This window comes from Niveispirillum sp. CC-CTL257 (genome assembly GCF_059489915.1).
The window spans coordinates 674,582-697,233 of the sequence record NZ_JCAJXE010000001.1 but is presented as its reverse complement, the minus strand read 5'-3'; the positions used below and the strand labels follow the sequence as shown (position 1 = coordinate 697,233).

The following is a 22,652-nucleotide window of genomic DNA, read 5'->3' as shown; positions in this document are numbered from 1 at the left end:
CCCGCTCCCTACCGCTTGCCCTCAATCACCTTGAACCCATCAGCCTCCGCCACTGTGCGGCGGGATTTGAAGTGCTTGTCCACCACCGCCTCATAGGGCAGATGCTTGTTGGCGACCAGCAGCATGGTGCCGCCGCTGCCCAGCGCTTCTGAGGCGCGGGTGATGAACTGGCTGCCGAGCGTCACGTCGGTGGCTTTGCCGGCATGGAAGGGCGGGTTGGTGATGACCCAATCGAAGCGGCCGCGCGGCAGGCCCGTCGTGACATCGGCCCAATGGTATTTCAGGACCGTACCCCCCGCCAGCGGGGCCACATTGACAGCAGCAGCCGCCAGCGACGCGGCATCGGCCTCATACAAATCCAGTCCCGTCACCCGGCCCGGTGCGGCGCGCAGCAGTTCGGCAGACAGATAGCCCCAGCCCGCCCCCAGATCGGCCACCCGTCCCCGGATAGCCCCCGGAAACTGGGCCGCCAGCAGGCGCGACCCGATATCGATCTTGTTCCAGCCATGCATGCCGGGACCGGCGGTAAAGCCGGTGGCGGCCACGGGGCGCACGGCCCCGCCCGCCCGCCAATCGGCCAGAACAGCGGGTGCCTCGCCGGCACCCTTGCGCCACCAGAAGACGCGGGCATGGTATTTGGACAGGCTTTCCACCTCCCCAAAGGCCCCCTTCACCGCCTTCATCAAGCTGGTGACGCCGGTATCATTGTCGCCCGAACAGACCAGCAGCCCGCCCACGGGCAAGGCGTCCCAGGCCTGGGCGATGCTGGCCAGGCTTTCGGCCTTGTGCTTGGTCATCAGGCAGAGACCCGCCTGATACTCGCCGTCGGGCAGGCTCTGCATGACGCGGAAGCCGCTCGCCGTCAGCGCGTCATGCGCGGGCTTGAAGCCGGTGACGCAGGTCAGCGCCCGAAAGCCGGGCGGCAACTCGGCATCGGCCTGCACATTCAGGATGAAGCCCGACACCGGCAAGGGCAGCATGCCGGCGGCGAACGGGTGGTGGAGGGCTTTGGCGATCGACATGGCCGAACGCGTAACCCATCCGCCCGCCGGTGTCGAGTGGCGTGACCGCGCGCGCGAAACCGTGTAGCAAAGGGCCACTTCATCAACGCCACCGGCCATCATGAGCAAACCTGTCTCCCGCCAGTTCGCCACCTTCGCCCTGATCGGCGTCGGCGGCCTGTTTGTCGATATGGCATCGCTGGCCGTGACCCTGCATCTGTTGGGCCTTGATCCCTATGGCGGGCGCGTCTTCTCCTATCTGATGGCCGCCACCTTCACCTGGTACATGAACCGGAAATTCACCTTTACCGGCGTCAGCCGGCGCGGGGCTATCCGGCAATGGGCGCGGTTCCTGGCGGCCAATGCCGTGGGCGCGGTGGTGAATTACGGCGTCTATGTCCTGGTGCTGAAGGTCGGCCCCTGGGTGATTGCCGGCATCGGCCTGTGGCCGGAGGCACTGACGGCCCTTCTTCCCTATGCTGGCGTGGCGGCGGGCAGTGTTTCGGGGCTGGTTTTCAACTTTGTCTTGTCGAAGAAGCTGGTCTTCCGCAACGCCTGATGTGACCGGGCACATCCATAAGACAGAGGGCGCAAGCCACCGGTGGCGGACCCGTTTGTGCCCATGCTATGCATGCTTCAATAACAAGGGGTTCGGGGAGCTTTTTCACACATGCCATCGGCACGGTTCTATCGCTGGATGACCTGGGGCATGACCCTGGCGCTGGCAACCGGTGCCGGTGCCGCGCTGTGGCAGGAAAGCCGGACCTCCGCCTTGCAATCGGAAGTGCTGGCCCGGTTCGGGCGGGACCTGACTTGGCGGGTGGAACCCGGCCCCAACCCCGATATCCGCTTTCCGGGCCAGGGGCCCTATGATGCCCGCCTGGGATACGCCTCCCTGCCCAGCTTTGTGGAGCGGCTGGTGGCCGCCGATTACCGTGTGGATTTACAGGCAAGGCCCAGCCAGCAGCTACGCGACTACATGGATTTCGGCGGCTTCGCGCCGTACCCGGAGAAGACGTCCGGCGGCCTGTCCATCCGCGATCAGATGGGCAATCCCCTGTTCGACGCGCGTTATCCCGAACGCACCTATGCCGGGTTTAACGAGGTGCCGAAGCTGGTGGCGGAGACCCTGTTGTTCATCGAGAACCGGGAATTGCTGGATAATACCTACCCCAACCGCAACCCGGCGGTGGAATGGGACCGGTTCGGTCTGGCGCTGATCAACATCCCCCTGAAATTCATCGACCCGGACAGCCCGCGCGCCGGCGGCTCCACCCTGGCCACCCAGATCGAGAAATACCGGCACTCACCGGAGGGGCGGACGGGCAGCGGGGTGGAAAAGCTGCGGCAGATGATGTCGGCCTCCGTCCGCGCCTATAAGGGCGGGCCGGACACGACGCGGGTGCGCCATCAGATCCTGGTGGATTATCTGAACTCCACCCCGCTTTCCGCCCGCCCCGGCGTGGGGGAGGTCAACGGCTTGGGCGATGGTCTTTGGGCCTGGTACGGCACCGACTTTGCGGTCGCCAACCGCATCCTGCGCGGTATGCCCCGGACCGAGGAGGATTTGCAGGTCCAGGCCGTGGTCTATAAGCAGGTGTTGAGCCTGCTGCTGGCCCAACGCCGGCCATCGGCCTATCTGGGGGCCAATGGTCGTAAGGCGCTGAACGATCTGGCCAATATCCACCTGACCCTGCTGGAAAAGGCGTCCGTCATCTCCGCCCCCCTGGCCGATGCCGCCCGCTTCTTCCCCCTGCGCTTCAAGGACGCGCCGCCGGATATCCCGGAGCCGAGCTTTGTGGAGCAGAAGGCCACCAACGCCATCCGTGCCCGCCTTCTGGGCATGTTGGGTGTGCCCAGCCTTTATGCGCTGGATCGGCTCGACCTTGCCGTCGATACGACCCTGGACCAGCCGACCCAGGCGCGGGTGACAGAGACGCTGAAGAAGCTGGCCGATCCGGGGCAGGCGGCGGCCTTGGGCCTGGTCGGTGACCGGCTGTTGAACAATGCCGACCCGGCCCGCATCGTTTATTCCGTGACCCTGTTCGAACGCACGGCCGAGGCCAATCTGGTCCGCGTCCAGGTGGATACGCTGCCACAGCCGCTGGATTTGAACGAGGGGGCCAAGCTTGACCTTGGTTCCACGGCCAAGCTGCGCACGCTGGTCACCTATCTGGAGATCATCGCCCGGCTGCATGCCCGCTACATCACGCGCGAAACCTATGAGCTGGAGGCGGCAGCCCTGGAGGCGCCCGACCGGCTGACGCAATGGGTGTTGCGCACCATGGCGGCCAATCCCAGCATCGGCATCGCGCCCCTGCTGGACCTCGCCATGGAGCGGGAATATTCGGCCAGCCCTGCCGAACGCTTCTTCACGGGCGGCGGCCTGCACAGTTTCGGGAATTTCGACGACAAGGATGATGGCAAGGTCATCACCGTGTCGGAGGCGTTCCGGCATTCGGTCAACCTCGTTTTCATCCGCATGATGCGGGATATCGTGAACCATTACATCGCCGAGGGGCCGGACAGCCGCGACGATCTGATGGATGATCCCCGCCACCCGGCCCGCCGCACCTATCTGGCACAGTTCGCCGATCAGGAAGGCAGCGCATACCTCAACAAGTTCTGGTCCGACTATAAAGGGCTGGAGCCGGAGGCCGCGCTCGACAAGCTGGCCAAGCGCATCCGGGCCACGCCCGACCGGCTGTCGGTCATTTTCCGCTCCGCCCTGCCCAACGCCACGGCGGAGGATCTTGGCATCTTCCTGAACCGCCACATGCCCGCCGGCGGCCCGCCGGAGGCACAGGTGAAGGCGCTGTTCGACCGCTACAATCCCGACAGCTGGTCGCTGAACGACCGGGGCTATATTGTCGGCGTGCATCCGCTGGAACTGTGGCTGGTGGGATATCTTCAGGACAGCCGGCAGGCGCAGCGCGGGGAGATGCTGAAGGACAGCAGCGTTCCGCGTCAGGAAAGCTACAAATGGCTGTTCACGTCCCGGTCCAAACAGGCGCAGGACACACGCATCGGCATCGTGCTGGAGGAAGAGGCGTTCAACCGCATTCATGAGGAGTGGACGCGCCTTGGCTATCCGTTCGGCAGCCTGATCGCCAGCTACGCCACCTCCATCGGCAGCTCCGCCGACCGGCCCGGTGCCTTGGCGGAACTGATGGGCGTCATCCTGAATGATGGCGTGCGCCTGCCTACCCTGCGCGTCGGCCGCCTGCATTTCGCCACCGGCACACCCTATGAGACCAGCTTCGTGCCGGCCAAGCTGCTGGATGGGGCGGAGCAGGTGATGGAGCCGGCGGTCGCCCGCGTGGTCCGCCGTCACCTGCGCGACATCGTGGATAATGGCACCGCGCGCCGCGTGAAAGGTGCCTTCACATCCGCCGATGGCGGGGAAATGCCGATCGGTGGCAAGACCGGTACCGGTGATCACCGCTTCGAACGCTATGGTCCGGGCGGCGTGGTGTTGGAAAGCCGCGTCGTCAATCGCACCGCCACCTTCGTCTTCTATATCGGCGACCGTTTCTTCGGGGTCATCACCGCGCATGTGCACGGGCCGGAGGCGGCGGAATATCGCTTCACGTCGGCCCTGCCCTCACAGCTGCTGAAGATACTGGCCCCTGCCCTGAACCCGCTGCTGAACGCCGAGACGCAGACGGCGGAGCGGGGGCGGTAGGCACACGACCTCACCTACGTCCACCCCACCCTTTCGGCCATCCCCTTTATCCACATCATTCACAGGCAAAGACCCCTTTCCCCCGCCGCCCATTGTGCTAGCTTACGGCCTCCACCCCCCATATCTAGTGCTGGTGCCATGTCCCTGCTGACGCCGAACCCGGTTTACAAGCCTTTCCGCTACCCCTGGGCCTACGAGGCCTGGCTGACGCAGCAGCGAATCCATTGGCTGCCGGAGGAAGTGCCGCTGGCCGATGACGTCAAGGACTGGCGCAATAACCTGACGGACGGTGAGCGGAACCTGCTGACGCAGATTTTCCGATTCTTCACCCAGGCCGATGTCGAGGTGAATAATTGCTACATGCGCAATTACAGCCGCGTGTTCCAGCCGACCGAGGTCTGCATGATGCTGGCCGCCTTCTCCGCCATGGAGACGGTGCATATTGCGGCCTATAGCCACCTGCTGGACACGATCGGCATGCCCGAGGTTGAGTACTCCGCCTTCCTTCATTACAAGGAGATGAAGGATAAGTACGACTATATGCATGAGTTCAATGTCGACAGCAAAAAGGACATCGCCAAGACCCTGGCGGTGTTCGGTGCCTTCACCGAGGGCCTGCAGCTGTTCGCCAGCTTTGCCATCCTGATGAACTTCCCGCGCTTCGGGAAGATGAAGGGCATGGGCCAGATCGTCACCTGGTCGGTGCGCGATGAAAGCCTGCATACCCAGTCGATCATCCAGCTGTTCAAGACCTTCATCAGCGAGAACCCCGAGATCTGGGACGAGGATTTCCAGCGCGAGCTTTACGTCGCCTGCGAAACCATCGTTCATCACGAGGACGCCTTCATTGATCTGGCGTTCGAGATGGGGGCCGTGAAGGGCATGGACGGTGAGGATGTGAAGAAATACATCCGCTACATCGCCGACCGCCGTCTGGCACAGCTGGGCCTGCAGCCCATCTATAAGACCGAGAAGAACCCCCTGCCCTGGATGGACGCCATCCTGAACGGCGTGGAACACACCAACTTCTTCGAAAACCGCGCCACCGAATATTCCAAGGCCGCCACCAAGGGCAGCTGGGAAGAAGCGTTCGGCGATTGATGATCCGGTCGGCGGGGGATGCGACAATCATCGGCCCCCGCCCGCCTGTCTTTCCCGACATATTACAGTTGATGAAAACAGCCTTCGCTGTTGCCCCCCGCCTGTCTTTCCCCTACATTCAAACAAACGTTTGAGAAGCGGCCGGCACGATCCGGCGCGTGCATTGGGGAGGGAATGATCATGGTGGGACGCCTGCAGGACAAGATCGTCCTGATCACGGGGGGCGCTTCGGGCATCGGGCTGGCCACGGCGCGCGCGGCCCTGCGCGAGGGCGCCAGGGTGGTGGTCACCGATCGCAATGTGACGGGTGGCGAGGCTGCCATCGCCGAACTGGGCGACAGGGCGGAGTTCCTGGCCCAGGACGTGACCAAGGAAGACCGCTGGGTCGAGGTCATCGGCCATGTGGTCCAGAAATATGGCCGGCTGGACGGTCTGGTGAACAATGCCGGCTGCGGCTCCCTGCATAATATCGAGGATGAGACGCTGGAAGGCTGGCGCTTCGTTCATGCGGTCAATGTGGAAAGCACCTTCCTGGGCTGCAAATACGCCATCAAGGCCATGAAGCAGACGGGCGGCGGCTCCATCGTCAATGTCTCCTCCGTCGCGGGCCTGTCGGGTGCCGCCGACCTTGCCGCCTATTGCTCTGCCAAGGGGGCGGTGCGCCTGCTGACCAAGTCGGTCGCTATGTGGTGTGCGCAGCAGAAATATGAAATCCGCTGCAATTCCATCCACCCGTCCTTCCTGTACACGCCGTTGGTGCAGCAGATGATCGACGTGGCGCCCGACCCGGAAAAGATGCGCCGCCGGCTGGAGCGCACGGCCCCGCTGGGCCGCATGGGCAAGCCGGAAGATGCCGCCAACATGGTGCTGTTCCTGCTGTCGGACGAAAGCCCGTTCGTGACGGGGGCCGAATTCGCCGTCGATGGCGGCACCACCGCACAATAATTTGCGTCCCTCAGTCGCCGGCCTCCAGCGGTCGGGAACGACCCGCTGGGCTTGCCTTGAAACCATAAGGAAGAACACCTCATGACCACGCATCCCCTGTTCGACCTGTCCGGCAAGGTGGCCCTGATCACCGGGTCCTCGCGCGGGATCGGCAAATCCATTGCCCAGGAATATGCCCGCGCCGGGGCCAAGGTCGTCATCTCGTCGCGCAAGATCGATGCCTGCAACCTGGTGCGCGACGAGATTGTGGCGGCGGGTGGCGAGGCCATCTCTGTCGCCTGCAATATCGGCCGCAAGGAGGATTTGCAGGCCCTGGTCGATGCCACGCTGGCGCAATGGGGCCGCATTGACATCCTGGTCGCCAATGCCGCCATCAACCCCGTCTATGGCCCGCTAGCCAGCGTCAGCGATGATGCCTGGGACAAGATCATGGGGTCGAACCTGCGCAGCACCTGGCAGTTGTGCAACATGGTGATCCCCGGCATGGCGGAGCGTAAGGACGGGTCAGTGATCATACTGTCCTCCATCGCCGGCCTGCGCGGCAATCCGGTGATCGGTGCCTATGGCGTGTCAAAGGCGGCGGAAGCGGCCCTGGTGCGTAATCTGGCGGTGGAACATGGCCGCGCCAATATCCGCGTCAACGGCATCGCACCCGGCATTGTGGAGACGGATTTCGCCAAGGCCCTTACCGACAATCCCGACATTGCCAAGGCCGTGATGCGCCGCGCGCCGCTGGGCCGCTTTGGAAAGCCCGAAGAGATTGCCGGCGTCGCCCTGATGCTGGCGGCCCCCGCCGGTGCCTTCGTCACGGGACAGTTGCTGGTGGCCGATGGCGGTGCGACCATCGCCGATCCCACGATCCTGTAAGCGGGGCCCGGACATGAACGAAGGCAAGGGCGCGGCCGTCCTGATCGATGTGCTGCCGCAGCACCGGTTCGATGAAGCGGCACTGGACACCTATCTGTCCGCCCACCTGGACGGGTTCCAGGGGCCGGCCCTGGTGCAGCAGTTCCAGGGCGGGCAGTCCAACCCCACCTTCCTGATCACCGATGCATCCGGCGCGCGCTTCGTGCTGCGCAAGAAGCCGCCGGGCAAGCTGCTGCCCAGCGCGCATATGGTGGAGCGGGAATTCCGCGCCATGCGGGCGCTTGCCGGCAGTGCGGCACCCGTACCCAATGCCCGCCTGCTGTGCGAGGATGCGGGCATCATCGGCACGCCCTTCTATGTGATGGACCATATTGACGGGCGCGTCCTGTCGGATGTGGCGCTGGACGGGTTCAGTGTTACCGACCGGGCCGCCATCTATGACGGCATGAATGCCACGCTGGCGGCATTGCACAGCGTGGACTGGCGGGCGGCGGGCCTGTCGGATTTCGGCAAGCCAGAGCAATATATTCTGCGGCAGGTCGAGCGCTGGTCGAAGCAGTTCGTGGCCACCAAGGGCGACAGCGATATTCCGGCCATGGAACGGCTGATGGAGTGGCTGCCGCGCGCCGTGCCGGCGGGGGAAGAGGTCACCATCGTGCATGGTGATTTCCGTCTGGGCAACCTGATGCTGCACCGGACGGAGCCCCGTGTTGTCGCCATCCTGGATTGGGAACTGGCGACCCTGGGCCACCCCCTGCCCGACCTGGCCTATAATTGCATGGCCTACCACCTACCGGCGGGCATTAAGCAGTTTCCGGGGCTGAAGGGCATCGATCTGGCCGGGACGGGCATCCCGTCAGAGGCGGATTATGTCGCCGCCTACTGTCAGCGCACCGGACGGGCCGGCATCCCCGACTGGCCCTATTATCTTGCCTTCGCCTTCTTCCGCATCGCCGCCATCTGCCAGGGTGTTTATGCCCGCGCCCTGGCCGGCAATGCCGCCGACCGCAAGGCCCTGGCCTATGGCGAGGTTGCACGGGCAGCGGCGGGGACAGGCTGGCGGTTCGTGTCGGACAAGGTTTCCTAACAACGATTGGCAATGCGGATCGGTGCAGATTCCGCATTGCCAACGACACTCCACAATGCTACAGACTGTAGCACTATGAACGATAGCGCTACACAAGATCACAATCCGTCGGACCTGGGCGATCTTGAAAGAGAGATCATGGACCTTGTCTGGCGGCGCGGGCCCGTCAACGCCGATGCGGTGCGAGAGATGCTCAGCCGCCCGTTGAAGGAGTCCACGGTTCGCACCGTCCTGAAGCGTCTGGAGGAGAAAGGATATCTCACCCATGACGTGGAGGGCCGGACCTTCATCTATCGCGCCGCCGAGGGGCGCGACCGCGTGGCCGCGCGTGCCGTGAAACGCATCGTCGACTGGTTCTGTGGCGGGTCGGCGGAGGATGTGGTCGTCGGCATGGTCGAAACCGACATGCTGTCGCCCGAACAGCTTCAGGCCCTGGCCGAGAAGATCGATAAGGCCCGCCGAAAGGAGAAATGATGCTGTCCTTGCTGCTGGAGGCGGCCCTGCGGTCGGCCGTGCTGATGGGGTTGGCCTGGGGCGTCCTTCGGCTGCTGCGGGTGACCAACCCGTTCACGCAGATGGCCGTCTGGGTCGGGGTCCTGGGCTTTTCGCTGATCATGCCGGTCCTGATGCGGCTGGCACCGGCAGAGGCGCTGGTGGTGCCGATGGATGGCATCCGGCTGTGGCTGCGGCCTGCCGTGGCGCTGATGGGGACGGCGCCGACGGGGGCGACGGCGGCGGGGCCTGTGGAGATCGACCGGCTGGCCTGGGTGGACTGGGGCACCCTGGGATTTACGCTCTACATGACCGTGACGGGTGGGATGCTGCTGCGTCTGGCGGCGGGCACCCTGATCAGCCTGCGGCTGCGCAATGCGGCGATGGCGCTGTCCGCCGCCTGGACGCAGGGCCGCGACGTGCGGGTGTCCGACCGGATCACCGTACCGCTGACCATCGCCGGGACCATCTTGCTGCCACCCGATCACGGTCGCTGGACCGACGCCAAGCGCCGGGCCGTCCTGGCGCACGAAGCCTCGCATGTTGAACGGGGTGATTATTACACGCTGCTTATCGCCACCTTTCACCGGGCTGTCTTCTGGTTCAGCCCGGCTGCCTGGTGGCTCAATAACCATCTCGCTGAGCTTGCCGAGGCCAACAGCGATACCGACGCTCTTGAACAGATGGAGGATCGCTTGAATTACGCAGAAATCCTGGTGGAGATGGCCGCAAAGGCTCGCCGCCTGCCCGCCGGTCTGGCCATGGCCCGCCCTGCCACCGTTGCCACCCGTGTTGACCGTATCCTGCAAGGTGGTGCCCTGCCGCTCAGGATGAATGCGCGGCGCTGGGCACTGGTCCTGGCCCTGCTGGCCCCTGCCGCCATGGCTACCGCCGGCACGACCGGCGTGGACACGGTCGATCCCATGGTGGCCGAACGCATGACCGAACAGCAGAAGCCGCGCAAAGCCATCGCCATGGACCCGGCGGCCTATGACAAGTTTGTGGGCTATTACGAGATGCCCTTCGCCACGGGCCGACCCATCAAGGTCTATCGCGACGGCACCCGCTTCATGGCCAATGTCATCGGCCAGAACCCGATGGAGTTCCTGCCCGAAAGCCCGACCAAGTTCTTCGCCAAGGATATGCCCATGCAGGGCAGCTTCCAGATGGATGCGGCGGGCAAGGTGACGGGTGTGGTTCTGCACCAGAACGGCCATGAACTGCCGGCCCCGCGCATCGACGATGCCACCGGCAGGGCGCTGGAAACGGCCCTGGCGAACCGGGTGAAGTCCAACAAGCCCCTACCCGGCAGTGAAGCCGCCCTGCGTGCCCATATCGCCCAGATCAAGGCCGGCAAGATCGACCGGGACAGCATCATCGCCGACCGCGCCGATGGCGTGATCGCGGTACTGCCCAAGATCCAGAAGGAGATGCTGCCGCTGGGTGAGTTGAAGGGCCTGGAGTTCCGGCGCGTGGATGAAGGCGGCATGGACGTCTATCGCGCCACCTATGAAAAGGGCGTCCGCGACTGGTGGGTCCTGGTCACGCCCGAAGGAAAGCTTGACAGCATGTGGTTCGGCCCAGCCGCTTAACCCTCGATCCCCATCGACGTGAAACGGCTGTACCTTGGGCGCCCCCGAAAACGGGGCGCCCTTTTTTTATTCGCACGCTGTCGGATCAACGCATGCTGGCCCGTCCTATGGGCGTGCAGGGACCCTTTGACGGAGAGAAAATCATGACCAGCGTGAAACAGCATCTGTGGTTTGAAAAGGATATGGAAGCAGCGGTGCTCTTCTATACCAGCCTGATCCCCGGTTCGGCCCTGCACTGGATCACGCCCCTGCCCGCCGAAAGCCCCAGCGGCCCCGCCGGTTCCGTCCGCATTGCGGCCTTCGCGCTGGGCGGGCAGGACTATATGGCGATTGATGCCGGCCCCATGGAGCCGTTCAACCACGCCTTCTCCATCATCGTCGAATGCGATGATCAGGCGGAGATCGACCGGCTGTGGGCTGCCCTGTCGGCGGGCGGTGCCGTGGAACAATGCGGCTGGCTGCGCGACCGCTGGGGCCTGTCCTGGCAGATCGTGCCCAAGCGTCTGGGTGAACTGATGATGGGCGACCCGGCGCAGAGCAAGCGCGTGGCCGACGCCATGCTGAAGATGGTGAAGTTCGACATTGCGGGGCTGGAGGCGGCGGCTGAAGCGGGTTGAGAGCAGGATATTGCCGTAGGTCAGGTCGAGGGCGTCAGCCCGAGCCCTGACAGCAAAGGATCGAAGGCCATGTCTGTCAGGGCTCGCCTCCGGCTCGACCTGACCTACGGTATTGCCCCCGGCCCCTTATTCCTGGCACGCTGGCGTCAAAGACCAGGGGGGAATAATGACCGCAGCTGCCAAGCGTATCGGAATCCTGACCAGCGGCGGCGATTGCGCCGGCCTGAACGCCGTGATCCGCGCCGCCGTCCACCGCGCCGCCCATTATGGATGGGAGGTGGTGGGGATCGAAGATGGGACGCAAGGGCTGCTGTCCCGGCCCGTGCGCTATGTGAACCTGGATGTGAACCGCGTCGATGGTGCCATGATGCGCCAGGGCGGCACCATCCTGGGCACCACCAACAAGGGCGATCCCTTCGCCTATCCCATGGCGGACGGGTCCAAGAAGGACCGCAGCCAGGAGATTATCGGGGGCCTGCGCGAACTGGGCGTGGACAGCCTGATCGGCATTGGCGGAGACGGGTCCATGGCCATCCTGCGCAAGTTGGCCCATATCGGCGGGATCAAACTGATCGGCATTCCCAAGACCATCGACAATGATCTGGGCATCACCGAAATGTCGGTGGGCTTCGATACAGCGGTGGCCGTGGCGACCGAGGCGCTGGATCGGTTGCAGCCGACTGCCGCTAGCCATGCCCGCGTCATGGTGCTGGAGGTGATGGGCCGCGATGCCGGCCATATCGCCCTGTCGGCGGGCATTGCCGGCGGTGCTGATGTCATCCTGCTGCCGGAACTGCGCTGGTCGGTGGCGGGCGTGGCGGACAAGATCAAACGGGTTCAGGCTGGCGGGCGCAATTTCGCTCTGGTCGTGGTGTCGGAAGCCGCCAAGACCATGGAGGGCGGCACCTCGCAGCAGGAATTCACCGATGGGCAGAAGCGCTACGGCGGCATCGGCAATTATGTCGGCCACCTGATCGCGGAGGCAACCGGGGCCGAAACCCGCGTCACCGTCCTGGGCCATGTGCAGCGCGGCTGCCCGCCCGGCCATAATGACCGCGTTCTAGCCTCGGCCTTCGGCGTGGCGGCGGTCGATCTGCTGGCCGAGGGCAAGAGCGACCGTCTGGTCGCTTGGTCCAACCGCCGCGTTATCGACATCCCGATTGAGGATGCGATTGCCACCTATGCCGCCGTGGACACCGACGGCACCCTGGTGAAAACGGCGCGGGGCCTGGGGATTTACGTGGGCGGGGCCTGACACGACCCCTTTGTTGACCTGCCGGGGCGTGCTGCACAAACATCACGCTCCGGCTCTTCCATCAAACTTTATCAAATCTCCCCTTCCCAGCCCCCACCGGTTGGCGCATAAAGAAGTGCAAACTCATAGGAGCTTGCACAGTGATTTCATCCAAAAATTCGACCCGTGATCCGTCGGTGCAGACTTTCGCCGACGCCGATGGTGCTTATGCCCGTGTCCGGGCGCTGTATGATCAGTCTGTTGAATATCTGCGTGACCGGTTTTCCGCCTTTGCCCGTGGCGAGGAACTGGGCGGGCGTGTCCGCGCGTGCTACCCCTTCGTTCAGATCCGCATCGACAGCGAACCGCGCATCGACAGCCGCTTGGCCTATGGTTTCGTCCATGGCATGGGTACTTTCCGCGCGACCATCACCCGTCCCGACCTGTTCGACCATTACCTGCATCATCAGCTGAGCCTGCTGGTCAAGAACCATGGCGTGCCCCTGGAAGTGGGCGTCAGCGACGCGCCCATCCCCATCCAGTTCGCCTACCCGGAAGGCATGCATGTCGAAGGCGACCTGACGCCGGAGCGGCTGTATCAGCTGCGCGATTATTTCGACCTGCCCGATCTAGTCTATATGGATGACAGCATCGTCAACGGCACGCACATCACCCCGCCGGGTGCGCCGCGCCCCCTGGCACTGTTCACCGCCCCGCGTGTGGATTACAGCCTGCATCGGTTGAAGCATTACACGGCGACCAAGCCCGACCATTTCCAGAACTATGTCCTGTTCACGAACTATCAGTTCTACATTGATGAGTTTGTGCGCCGGGGCCTGGAGATGATGGAACCGTCCGACGATCCGGCCACCCAGGCCTATCGCCGCCAGTATGAGGCATTCATCGAGCCGGGCGACCACATCACCTGGAACCAGGCGGTTCATCCGGGCAAGGAGCCGACAGGCCAGAAGGTGGCGCGCCTGCCGCAAATGCCCGCCTACCACCTGAAGCGCAAGGACGGCAACGGCATCACCATCGTCAATATCGGCGTCGGCCCGTCCAACGCCAAGACGATCAGCGACCATATCGCCGTCCTGCGCCCGCATGTCTGGCTGATGCTGGGCCATTGCGCCGGCCTGCGCGACACGCAGAAGCTGGGCGATTATGCCCTGGCCCACGGCTATGTCCGCGACGACAAGGTGCTGGATGCCGACCTGCCGACCTGGGTCCCCGTCCCGGCCCTGGCCGAGGTGCAGGTGGCGCTGGAGGACGCGGTGGAGGAAGTGACCGGCCTGAAGGGCTGGGAACTGAAATCCATCATGCGTACCGGCACCGTTGCCACCATCGACAACCGCAACTGGGAACTGCGCGACCATAGCGAGCCGGTGCAGCGGTTCAGCCAGTCGCGCGCCATCGCGCTGGATATGGAATCGGCCACGGTCGCCGCCAACGGCTTCCGCTTCCGCGTGCCCTACGGCACCTTGCTGTGCGTGTCGGACAAGCCGTTGCATGGCGAGATCAAGCTGCCCGGCATGGCCAACCATTTCTACCGCGCCCGTGTGGACCAGCATCTGGCCATCGGCATGCGCGCCATGGAAATGATGCGCGACACGGGCCTGGAACGGCTGCACAGCCGCAAGCTGCGCAGCTTTGCGGAGGCGGCGTTCCAGTAACATTGAGAGAAGCCGCTGGCCACATCTTTGAGCTAGCGGCTTCTCCCTAGTTTTTCTTCTCGTCTGGAGGAATTGTTATAAACGATTCCTGCTCTTTCCAATTTCCGGCCTCACCTTCAAACAGAAGACGAAGTACAGATCTATTGTCATGCAATTTATAATCCACCTTTACTGCATCAGAAAACCCACACATATTTAAACCCAAGCATATTGTAAAGAAACAAAAACACCATATTGCTATTGGTCCTGATGCACCCCTAAGCTTTACCGTAAATAACTCCAAATCAATTTTCCCGGATGTTATCTGAAAACACATCACCAACATAAATGATATGGCAGCAGAGAATACACCTGCAACAATAGGCAGAAATGAAGGGTGAACGGGAGAGTTAAAGTACAGCCGGACACCATAAATAAATGAGACACCAAACATTATCCACAAAAATAGATAGAATGTATTTACAGCTGCTCTCCTCTGCCGGACGCTCATTTCATCTATCTGCGCCGGAGATGCTCCAGGCGTAATTTGATCAGTCATTTCCCCTCTCCACGCACACATACGGAAGATAGAAAATAATACCAAAGCTAGTATTACTGTCAATTGGTCATATTACCAAAATAGATCGATTTTCTGAGCCACTTTAGATTAGCTACGCCGTCCACCGATCAGAAACTCCTTATTCCCCTCCGGCCCCGTGATCGGGCTCTCGACCACGCCCAGAACCGTCCAGCCCGCCTGCCCCGCCAGCCAGGCCTGGATGCGGTCGCAGACCTCCTGGTGCAGCTCCGGCTCCCGCACCACGCCGCCCTTACCGACGCGGCCCTTACCCACTTCGAACTGCGGTTTGATCAGGGCCACCAGATAGGCGCCCGGCTTGGTCAGGGCCATGGCGGCGGGCAGCACGGTTTCCAGGCCGATGAAGCTGGCATCGCAGACCACGATGTCGACGGGATCGGGAATGATCTCCGGTGTCAGGTGGCGGGCGTTGGTTTTCTCCAGCACCACCACCCGCTCATCCTCCCGGATTTTCCAGGCCAGCTGGCCATGCCCGACATCGACGGCATAGACCTTGGCAGCTCCGCGCGTCAGCAGCACATCGGTGAAGCCGCCCGTGGACGCGCCGACATCGACGCCCACGAACCCGGTCGGATCAATCCCGAACGTGTCCAGCCCCTTCACCAGCTTCAGCCCGCCCCGGCTGACCCAGGGATGGTCCTGGCCCTTCACCAGCAGCAACTGGCTTTCCGGCACGGTATCGCCGGCCTTGTCGATGCGGCGCGTATCGGCATAGACCAGCCCGGCCAGGATAAGCGCCTGCGCCTTGGACCGGCTTTCGGCCAAGCCGCGATCAACCAAAGCCTGATCCACTCTGACTTTCGGCTCTTTAACTTTTGGCGGCTTGGACATGGCTACACGCTTTTGCGATAATGGGGTAACCGGGATAGATAGTCCCAGAACCATGGATAAGACAATGAAACGCGCCCTGATCCTCACCACCCTCGCCATGGCCGCCCTGTCGCTTTCCGCCTGCAATACCGTTGAAGGCGTGGGTAAGGACATCAAGAGCGCCGGCAAGGCGATTGAGAAAAGCGCGCAGTAAGCGGGTCACGAACCGCTGAAGACCAACGCGACCTCGCTTGCGTCCAGCAGCCGCCATTCGCCCTCTTCCAGGTCGCCCAAGGTCAGCCCGCCGATGGAGACGCGGTGCAGCGTTTCCACATGGTTGCCGACCGCCGCGAACATCCGGCGGATCTGGTGATAACGCCCTTCCTGAATGGTCAGGCGCGCCCGCTTCTCGCCCAACACCTCCAGCGTGGCGGGCAGCAGCGGCGTCTTTTCCGATTTCAGCATCAAGGTGCCGGACGCGAACACCGCCGCTTCCTCTCCCGTCAGGGGCCGGGCCAGTTCCGCCTCATAGACCTTGGGCACATTGGCTTTGGGCGAGATGATGCGGTGGAGAAGCTGGCCATCATCGGTCAGCAGCAGCAGGCCCGTCGTATCCCGGTCCAGGCGGCCCACGGGTGCGATGATGGGATTGCGATATTCAAACCGCTCCGGCAGCAGCTCATACACCACCCGCCCCGGATCGCTGGTGGAACAGGTATAGCCCGCCGGCTTGTGCAGCATCAGGACCGAACCCTGGGGTGGGTCCAGTTCTTCCCCGTCGATGCGGATATCGGCATGCTCGACCTTGTCCCCATCAGACAGGACAGACCCATCGGCCCGCGTGACGCGACCTTCCTTCAACAGCATCTTCACATCGCGCTGGCTGCCATAACCCAGATTGGCGATCAGGCGGACAAGGCGCATGGGCGCACCCCTTGAATGAAGGAAGGGCCAGGGATCGCTCCCCGGCCCGGTCCATGTCGTAGGTCAGGTCGGGGCGCCAGCCCCGCCCTGACAGAAACGGATTGAAGGCCTTATCTGTCAGGACTCGCCTGAGGCTCGACCTGACCTACGGCACTTACCGTTCCAGCGGCTTGTACTTGATGCGGTGCGGCTGGTCAGCCTCCGCACCCAGGCGGCGGCGCTTGTCGGCCTCGTAATCGGCGTAGTTACCTTCGAACCAGACCACCTGGCTGTCGCCCTCGAACGCCAGGATGTGGGTGGCCAGACGGTCCAGGAACCAGCGATCGTGCGAGATGACGACCGCGCAGCCCGGGAAGCTGGTCAGCGCCTCTTCCAGCGCGCGCAGGGTTTCGACGTCCAGATCGTTGGTCGGTTCGTCAAGCAGCAGGACATTGGCGCCAGACTTCAGCATCTTGGCCAGATGTACACGGTTGCGCTCACCACCCGACAGCTGGCCCAACTTCTTCTGCTGATCCGGCCCACGGAAGTTGAAGGCGCTGACATAGGCGCGGCTGGGCATGGACTTCTTGCCCAGCTCGATTACGTCCAGACCGCCGGAGATTTCCTCCCAGACGTTCTTTTTGTCGTCCAGGCTGTCACGGCTCTGGTCCACGTACCCCAGCTGCACCGTCTCACCTACGCGGAAATTGCCGCCATCGGGCTTTTCCGCACCGGTGATCATGCGGAACAGGGTGGTCTTACCGGCACCGTTGGGACCGATGATACCAACAATGCCACCGGGCGGCAGACGGAAGGACAGATCATCGATCAGCAGCCGGTCACCAAAGCCTTTGCGCAGGTTCTCGGCCTCGATAACGACATTGCCCAGGCGCGGCGGCGTGGGAATGACGATCCGGGTTTCGCCGATATTTTCCTTCTGGTTGGCCGACGCCAGCAATTCTTCATAGGCCTGGATACGGGCCTTGGACTTGGCCTGACGGGCCTTGGGAGATGCGCGCACCCATTCCAGTTCCTGGGCCAGCTGCTTCTGCTTGGCCCCTTCTTCGCGGCCTTCCTGCTCCAGACGCTTCTGCTTCTGCTCCAGCCAGGCGGAGTAATTGCCCTCATACGGGATGCCCGACCCGCGATCCAGTTCCAGGATCCAGCCGGTGACGGCATCCAGGAAGTAACGATCGTGGGTGACCATCACCACGGTGCCGGGATAGTCGGCCAGGAAGCGCTGCAGCCACGCCACGCTCTCGGCGTCCAGATGGTTGGTCGGTTCGTCCAGCAGCAGCATGTCGGGCTTGGACAGCAGCAGCTTGCACAGCGCCACGCGGCGCTTTTCACCGCCCGACAGCTTGGACACATCGGCATCGCCCGCCGGGCAGCGCAGGGCGTCCATGGCGATCTCGACCGTCCGGTCCAGGTCCCAGGCGTCGGCCGCGTCGATCTTTTCCTGCAAATCGGCCTGTTCGGCCATCAGAGCGTCGAAATCGGCATCGGGATCGGCCATGGCCTCCGACACTTCATTGAACCGGTCCAGCAGCGCCTTGGTCGGGCCAACGCCCTCCATGACATTGTCCCAGACATTCTTGGCGGGGTTCAGCTGCGGTTCCTGCGGCAGGTAACCAACCTTGACGCCCTCGGCGGCCCAGGCCTCGCCATTATAATCCTTGTCCAGCCCGGCCATGATCTTCAGCAGGGTCGACTTACCGGCACCGTTCACACCCAGCACGCCGATCTTGGCACCCGGATAGAAGGACAGCCAGATATTCTCGAACACCTTCTTGCCGCCGGGATAGACCTTGGTCACACCCTTCATCACATAGACATATTGATACGCGGCCATGGGGGCATCCTTCAGATAAGCGTCTGCAAAAGGTTTGCGGGCCTTGTACCGCAGCGGGCAGCCCGGTGCAATCGGGGGGTGGGGTTAGAGGGTGGGGTCTTTGACCAGCTGACGGTTTATGCCTGCAAGAGCAACAAACTCACCGACGCCCCTCATCCCGAAGGGACTTTATCTCTTCTGCCGTGAAGGGCTTGATACCGGCTGCCTTGGCCCGTTCGCGCATCCGCAGATAGAGGTCCTTCCAACTAATGGCAGGCTCAGGTGCCGGCGCCGGCTCAACGGGCGACACCCGCGCCACGGGGCGGCCATGGTCGGTGATCAAGGTCTCCTGCCCCCGGCGGGCGCGATCGATCAGGCGGGAAAACTGTGCCTCCGCCTCTGCGGTTGAAAACTGTTCTTCCATAGGGCACCTCCGGCATTTCAGCCATCAGAAATATGGACGCGTTTGGCATGAAGGCAAAGGGACGATGACGAGGTTCAAACGAAGCTGACAAACCGCCAACTCCGAAAGGGTGCCGTTCGTGCAACCAAGTGAAACACAAAACACGCCCCTGTTTCACGGAGCCACCTTTGCGCCACCTCTGAATGGATGGGACCACGCAGCAGGGTGGAACGGAATTGCGATGGTCATCCGGAGGGGGTGGAAGGGGATTTTGCAACTTCCTTTACATATTTGACGATCTCTGCAATTTCCTTGAATTGCGGCAGCTGATCCGCCAACCTTGTTAAAGGGGCGGCGGCATAGTTGATTGCGGTCAATACAGAGCCAAGAATTACGGCACTACCAATCTTCACCAATTTCGGTCGGGCTTCCTTGTAACTGTCGCGACCCAGTGCTTTCAGTTCCTCCGCAACGGCGGACGCAGGTGCCTTTGCAGCATTCAGCAGAGTTATCATGGCATTACGCAACATTTGCAGCAGGCGGGTCAATAGATCGCGCTTGGCTGTTTCTGTGCGTGCGGACTTAAGTTGTTCCAGCGTTTCGGTAAAGGCGGCCTTGGCGGAATCATCCAGCACACCGGCATCCTCCAGACCCTTGACAGCGCTCTCCGCCACGAGCGACATTTTGGTGGCCTGGGGTGTGGTGATCCCCATGCCCCTTCCATCAGATTCCGTTTCCCTGAATTCAGGAAAGCACTGACAAAAGCGTAGGGTGGTGCGGGCGACATCGACAATGCGAGCGACGGCACCCGGAAACAGCTCTGCCTCCGCCGCCGCATTATTATAGGATTCGCCAATGGATTCTACGGTCAAGCGGTTAAGGTCGATGTGAAATGGGTCTGCCTCTGCCGCCACAGCTGGTAGTAAATTCTGCAGATCCTGCAATGTTTCAATCACGAACGGGTCGGCATTTCGCCACGACAATTCAGAGAGAAGTTTGCCGAGCTTGTCCCGCAATCCATGCAAATAAGTTTGCGCACCATTGTCTGGAGCACCTAGCTTCACTGGCTCTGCATGAATGCGACCTTCCTGAGCAACCACAAACACAAAGGGGCCAGGGCCCTGCTGGGGCAGCAGCTCGAGTATCTTCTCGTTAACTACATCGTTCTCATACTCAAATGAGCTAGAGAGCAATTGCCGTCCCCGTTGGGTGGAGGCGATGAGCGGCCCGTGTAGAGACAGAACGGAGTCCAGACCGGCGGCAACCGCCAAACTCATTTCTGGTAAGTCCCCCGCATCAATCTCCCGCTGCAATTTGGCACGTGTGTTATCCAAAACAATGCCGCGCGCATAGAGCCGGTCGATGGACAGCTCCGGCCAACGCACCGCATCCGCATATCTGCGCACATCCTTCCGCAGTTCGGCAAAAGCATTTGACGACACCAGCAAGTCGGCTAGCTCCTCTGCTTTTTCGCCCAAAACCTCGACAAGCCCTTCAATTATGCGCCGTTCATCCGTTGATAGCATGTCAGCTGGCAAGATGTCGGTCTGAACATGGCCGTCCTTACCGATGCTTGGCCTGGAGTCAGGCTTCGGAGTTTTGGTAAGCGCCGCATCCCGCTCCCTCAACCATGCGGCGATATCAGCATTCACCTCTGCCGCAGGACGGTCCCACCATTCACCGGACTGTTGGGCGATGTGCAGGGCCAAGTCGGGACCGAAATAATCGGCGCTGGAACCATTGGCGATGAAAAGGGCTTGATACCAGTTGAGCCACGGTTCGAATTTTTTGTCCAAAGCTCGCAAATTTTTTAAGAAACTCGTCCAACTTTGCTGTGCCCAGTGTGGTGGAACATCATACCACAGGTTTTGCGTGGCCAAGTTTTTTGGCAGCCTATCCGGTGCGGCTGACAGCCAAGCGAGATCAGTGCTCAAATGATGCGGAATGATAGAGTCGACATCTGAATTGTTGAAAGCAGCAACCGCGCCAGTTGCAGCAACGATGCAGTCAACAGCTATGCCCTCGACACGGTCAATAGATTGAGCTGCATAGGCCGCAGCAAGGGCAGAGAGTCCCATCGCGCCACCAACAGAGCTTGCGGAACGGTTAGCAGACAGGGCCGCAGATTGTGCCGCAGAACGCAGATCGGATGCCGGTAGTCGGCTTACTGCCCAGGAAACAAAGCAAGCACGGAAAACCGGCAGCCAAACCGATTCAGGCAAGCCAGCCGTTAAAGCAATTGGAAGAACGCGAAGAGCCGCGCGGGCAGATACAACCTGCGACCATTCTGGGGGCATGTCATTCAAAAACCCTGCAAGCTTTAAGTCCACCACCTTACATACCCCATCCAATCTCCCGTCAGGGTAGCACAAAGGGAGCGGTTGCGTCAGCGACGATCTACGCCCATAGGGATGCCCCGTGCGGGGGGTCAAACCACCGAAATCGGTGCGGTCGGAGCGACGCCAGACGCCGGATGCACAACGATATCCACCGCACAGCCCAACCGCACCAGCATGCGCAACAGCCGTTCCACGGAGATATCCCGGAACTGACCGCGCAGCAGGCGGGAGATGTCAGGCTGGCTCACGCCAACACGCTGGGCGGCGTCGGCCTGGGTCAGGCCTTGATCCTTGAGGACCGCGGCAAGCCGGGCAACGAGTTGGGCTTTCAACAGGTGGCTTTCCGGATCGGGCATACCCAGGTCGGCGAAGACATTACCAATGCCATGCTCAACGGTTGTAATTGTGTCGGTCATGTCATGCCACTCCAGCGCCGCAATGCCTGCGTTCAGCGGCCCGCATCCACTATACCGCAACAACCATCTCCACCCAACCGGCGCCCCCCAATTCCCCCGCGCCAAACCCACAAAAATCCTGTAACATGCGATTAACGTCACGCCCCCCAGGGAGCCAGCACAATGGGCATGTTCGACTTCCTGAAGGTGGATGTCGTTGAAAAGGTGAAGGTGCAGAAATACACCGCGCATCTGAATATCGACGGCAAGGAGCTGACGGTGGCCAATCTGGGCGTCAATTCCGTCACCGTTTCGGGGGCGAAGCTGAAGGTGGGGCAGTCGGTCACGTTCGATCTGAACCTGAAGGACCCCAAGCAGAATCTGAAATTGAAGGGGGCCGGAACGGTCGCGTCGGTGGACAAGAAGACCGGCACCAAGATCAATTTCACCAGCCTGCCGGAAGAGAGCAAGAAGGCGGTCGCCCTGTTCCTGGCCCGGTTCGCCATCGCGCGTTGATCATGAACCGTCCCGTCATGTTCCTGCTGGCGCTGGCCGGTCTGCTGGCGGCTGCACCGCTGTTTACCTCTGCCCAGGCCGAGCGGCCGGCACCGGCGCAACCGGAGAAGGTGAACGGATTCGGCAAGCTGCCCTGGCAGAGCTGGATCGACCCGGCCATTGCCCGGCCACGGCCCGTCCCGCAGCGGCGCGACCGGATCGTCTATTCCTTCAACGCGCCTGCACGCGGGCTGTTGAAGGCCGATCTGGAGCTGTCGCGGCTGTGCCGGCAGGGGCGGTTCAACCAGCTGATCAATCTGCATTACCGCGCCTTCGGGCCGGAAGAGCGGCCCTTTGGCGTTGCCTATGGCCGCATGGCCGTGAACCTGTTCGACCCCGCGCGCAAGCGGGATGAGGCGCTGGTCTATTTCTTCAAGGGTCAGGAAAGCACCAACTGCACCGTTTTTACGGCCCGGCAGGCGGACCTGCAGCGCTTTTATATCGGGCCGTAAGGACGTCCGCGCGCCGGTGGTTTCTGCGTCCCACCTGACGCATCCCAGCGCCCCAAGCTCGGCACTTCAATTCGGGCACCGACCCCTCTATAT

22 protein-coding genes are annotated in these 22,652 nt (G+C 62.2%); 14 read left to right on the top strand and 8 right to left on the bottom strand.

Features of this window, described 5'->3' with window-relative positions; genetic code table 11:
- Positions 1 to 8: 8 nt before the first annotated feature.
- Positions 9 to 1,022, bottom strand: a complete 1,014-nt coding sequence (locus tag ABC729_RS03425; RefSeq protein ID WP_495606252.1) for a class I SAM-dependent methyltransferase — start codon at positions 1,020 to 1,022, stop codon at positions 9 to 11.
- A gap of 100 nt (positions 1,023 to 1,122) precedes the next feature.
- On the opposite strand from ABC729_RS03425, the gene ABC729_RS03420 reads away from it, so the two are divergent.
- The 11 genes from ABC729_RS03420 to ABC729_RS03370 all read left to right on the top strand — a co-directional run bounded on the left by ABC729_RS03420 (position 1,123) and on the right by ABC729_RS03370 (position 14,294).
- On the top strand, positions 1,123 to 1,560 hold the full coding sequence (locus ABC729_RS03420) for a GtrA family protein (RefSeq protein WP_495606251.1): 438 nt from the start codon (positions 1,123 to 1,125) through the stop codon (positions 1,558 to 1,560).
- Positions 1,561 to 1,671: 111 nt separating this feature from the next.
- Positions 1,672 to 4,686, top strand: a complete 3,015-nt coding sequence (locus tag ABC729_RS03415) for a transglycosylase domain-containing protein (RefSeq protein ID WP_495606250.1) — start codon at positions 1,672 to 1,674, stop codon at positions 4,684 to 4,686.
- A 138-nt stretch (positions 4,687 to 4,824) separates the two neighbouring features.
- A complete protein-coding gene (locus ABC729_RS03410; protein ID WP_495606249.1) occupies positions 4,825 to 5,787 on the top strand; it encodes a ribonucleotide-diphosphate reductase subunit beta in 963 nt (320 codons plus the stop codon).
- Positions 5,788 to 5,967: 180 nt separating this feature from the next.
- Positions 5,968 to 6,732, top strand: a complete 765-nt coding sequence (locus ABC729_RS03405; protein WP_495606248.1) for a glucose 1-dehydrogenase — start codon at positions 5,968 to 5,970, stop codon at positions 6,730 to 6,732.
- An 81-nt stretch (positions 6,733 to 6,813) separates the two neighbouring features.
- Positions 6,814 to 7,599, top strand: coding sequence for an SDR family NAD(P)-dependent oxidoreductase (locus ABC729_RS03400; protein WP_495606247.1), 786 nt, complete (start codon positions 6,814 to 6,816; stop codon positions 7,597 to 7,599).
- A gap of 13 nt (positions 7,600 to 7,612) precedes the next feature.
- Positions 7,613 to 8,686: a phosphotransferase gene (locus ABC729_RS03395; RefSeq protein ID WP_495606246.1), complete on the top strand. Its 1,074-nt coding sequence runs from the start codon at positions 7,613 to 7,615 to the stop codon at positions 8,684 to 8,686.
- Between the two features lie 12 nt (positions 8,687 to 8,698).
- Positions 8,699 to 9,160 carry a BlaI/MecI/CopY family transcriptional regulator gene (locus tag ABC729_RS03390; protein ID WP_495606245.1) on the top strand — a complete coding sequence of 154 codons (462 nt, stop codon included), beginning with the start codon at positions 8,699 to 8,701 and terminating at the stop codon, positions 9,158 to 9,160.
- Entirely contained in the window at positions 9,157 to 10,770 is a 1,614-nt protein-coding gene (locus tag ABC729_RS03385) for a M56 family metallopeptidase (protein WP_495606244.1), read from the top strand. The genes ABC729_RS03390 and ABC729_RS03385 overlap by 4 nt, the downstream gene beginning before the upstream one ends.
- 143 nt (positions 10,771 to 10,913) lie before the next feature.
- Positions 10,914 to 11,387 carry a VOC family protein gene (locus tag ABC729_RS03380; RefSeq protein ID WP_495606243.1) on the top strand — a complete coding sequence of 158 codons (474 nt, stop codon included), beginning with the start codon at positions 10,914 to 10,916 and terminating at the stop codon, positions 11,385 to 11,387.
- 166 nt (positions 11,388 to 11,553) lie between these two features.
- On the top strand, positions 11,554 to 12,642 hold the full coding sequence (locus ABC729_RS03375; RefSeq protein ID WP_495606242.1) for an ATP-dependent 6-phosphofructokinase: 1,089 nt from the start codon (positions 11,554 to 11,556) through the stop codon (positions 12,640 to 12,642).
- 143 nt (positions 12,643 to 12,785) lie between these two features.
- Complete coding sequence (locus ABC729_RS03370; protein ID WP_495608633.1) at positions 12,786 to 14,294, top strand: AMP nucleosidase; 1,509 nt, start codon at positions 12,786 to 12,788, stop codon at positions 14,292 to 14,294.
- A 46-nt stretch (positions 14,295 to 14,340) separates the two neighbouring features.
- Here ABC729_RS03370 and ABC729_RS03365 read toward each other — a convergent pair whose 3' ends face one another.
- Positions 14,341 to 14,832, bottom strand: coding sequence for a hypothetical protein (locus ABC729_RS03365; protein WP_495606241.1), 492 nt, complete (start codon positions 14,830 to 14,832; stop codon positions 14,341 to 14,343).
- Positions 14,833 to 14,940: 108 nt separating this feature from the next.
- Positions 14,941 to 15,702: a TlyA family RNA methyltransferase gene (locus ABC729_RS03360; protein WP_495606240.1), complete on the bottom strand. Its 762-nt coding sequence runs from the start codon at positions 15,700 to 15,702 to the stop codon at positions 14,941 to 14,943.
- A gap of 64 nt (positions 15,703 to 15,766) precedes the next feature.
- Between ABC729_RS03360 and ABC729_RS03355 the strand changes: the two genes are divergently transcribed.
- Positions 15,767 to 15,895, top strand: a complete 129-nt coding sequence (locus ABC729_RS03355) for an entericidin A/B family lipoprotein (RefSeq protein ID WP_495606239.1) — start codon at positions 15,767 to 15,769, stop codon at positions 15,893 to 15,895.
- Positions 15,896 to 15,900: 5 nt separating this feature from the next.
- Here ABC729_RS03355 and ABC729_RS03350 read toward each other — a convergent pair whose 3' ends face one another.
- From ABC729_RS03350 to ABC729_RS03330, 5 genes are all read right to left on the bottom strand, one after another.
- Positions 15,901 to 16,605 (bottom strand): pseudouridine synthase, encoded by a 705-nt coding sequence (locus ABC729_RS03350; RefSeq protein WP_495606238.1) that lies wholly within the window; start codon positions 16,603 to 16,605, stop codon positions 15,901 to 15,903.
- Positions 16,606 to 16,759: 154 nt separating this feature from the next.
- Positions 16,760 to 18,436: an energy-dependent translational throttle protein EttA gene (gene ettA / locus ABC729_RS03345; protein ID WP_495606237.1), complete on the bottom strand. Its 1,677-nt coding sequence runs from the start codon at positions 18,434 to 18,436 to the stop codon at positions 16,760 to 16,762.
- A 139-nt stretch (positions 18,437 to 18,575) separates the two neighbouring features.
- On the bottom strand, positions 18,576 to 18,839 hold the full coding sequence (locus tag ABC729_RS03340) for a type II toxin-antitoxin system Phd/YefM family antitoxin (RefSeq protein ID WP_495606236.1): 264 nt from the start codon (positions 18,837 to 18,839) through the stop codon (positions 18,576 to 18,578).
- Between the two features lie 224 nt (positions 18,840 to 19,063).
- Complete coding sequence (locus ABC729_RS03335) at positions 19,064 to 21,148, bottom strand: hypothetical protein (RefSeq protein WP_495606235.1); 2,085 nt, start codon at positions 21,146 to 21,148, stop codon at positions 19,064 to 19,066.
- 98 nt (positions 21,149 to 21,246) lie between these two features.
- Positions 21,247 to 21,573 (bottom strand): helix-turn-helix domain-containing protein, encoded by a 327-nt coding sequence (locus tag ABC729_RS03330; protein ID WP_495606234.1) that lies wholly within the window; start codon positions 21,571 to 21,573, stop codon positions 21,247 to 21,249.
- Positions 21,574 to 21,735: 162 nt separating this feature from the next.
- Between ABC729_RS03330 and ABC729_RS03325 the strand changes: the two genes are divergently transcribed.
- Together ABC729_RS03325 and ABC729_RS03320 are read left to right on the top strand one after the other, a co-directional pair.
- A complete protein-coding gene (locus tag ABC729_RS03325; protein WP_495606233.1) occupies positions 21,736 to 22,068 on the top strand; it encodes a hypothetical protein in 333 nt (110 codons plus the stop codon).
- Positions 22,069 to 22,070: 2 nt separating this feature from the next.
- A complete protein-coding gene (locus ABC729_RS03320; protein WP_495606232.1) occupies positions 22,071 to 22,559 on the top strand; it encodes a hypothetical protein in 489 nt (162 codons plus the stop codon).
- Positions 22,560 to 22,652 lie beyond the last annotated feature (93 nt).